Source organism: Paenibacillus camelliae, from assembly GCF_023715345.1.
GTDB lineage: Bacteria > Bacillota > Bacilli > Paenibacillales > Paenibacillaceae > Pristimantibacillus > Pristimantibacillus camelliae.
Window position 1 is genome coordinate 1 of the sequence record NZ_JAMBNY010000042.1, and the last position, 481, is coordinate 481.

Sequence of the window (481 nt, forward strand, 5' to 3'; positions counted from 1 at the left end):
GCGTTCAGCCTGATGCCCGGTCGCCCGTTCTGCCCCCACGGCGACGGAACTCGGAGAAACATCACATGCAACCACACGGGAGAAACAACATGTCACAGCAGAACGTCAACACCACGGCTCCAGAATCTAAAGAATCATCAGGGGAAAAAACCGTCAGCGCACAACTGGTGCCCGCAAGTCAGCGCGTGACCTTCTTTGAAGATTTTTTCGGTCGTCTGGCGCCGAAAGCCCAGCAATTACTTACGCACTGGATGCAGTCCCACTGTGAGGACTACGCGGGCGGGTACTGGGAATATTTTCACACCAGCAACGGCGGCTGCTTTGCCGTGCCGGGGTTTGAGGGCAAAAAACGCTTTCAGATCCTGTCCAGGGACCTGAGCGCCGAAATGTCGGCCGAGGCCGCAGGCGTCAGCGCCATGCTGACTGTGCTGAAGTGTCTGGCCTGGCAGGTGTGGAGTTAAAACGGGAATGATCCGTTGAT

Annotated in this window: 1 protein-coding gene; it reads left to right on the top strand. The window is 57.0% G+C overall.

Annotation, left to right across the window (positions count from 1 at the left end; genetic code table 11):
- Window positions 1–89: 89 nt before the first annotated feature.
- Window positions 90–461: an antirestriction protein gene (locus M3180_RS22300; RefSeq protein WP_251671627.1), complete on the top strand. Its 372-nt coding sequence runs from the start codon at window positions 90–92 to the stop codon at window positions 459–461.
- Window positions 462–481 lie beyond the last annotated feature (20 nt).

Excerpts from the sequence above, each read along its gene's own strand:
- M3180_RS22300 (WP_251671627.1), top strand. The coding sequence starts at position 90 with ATGTCACAGCAGAACGTCAACACCACGGCTCCAGAATCTAAAGAATCA.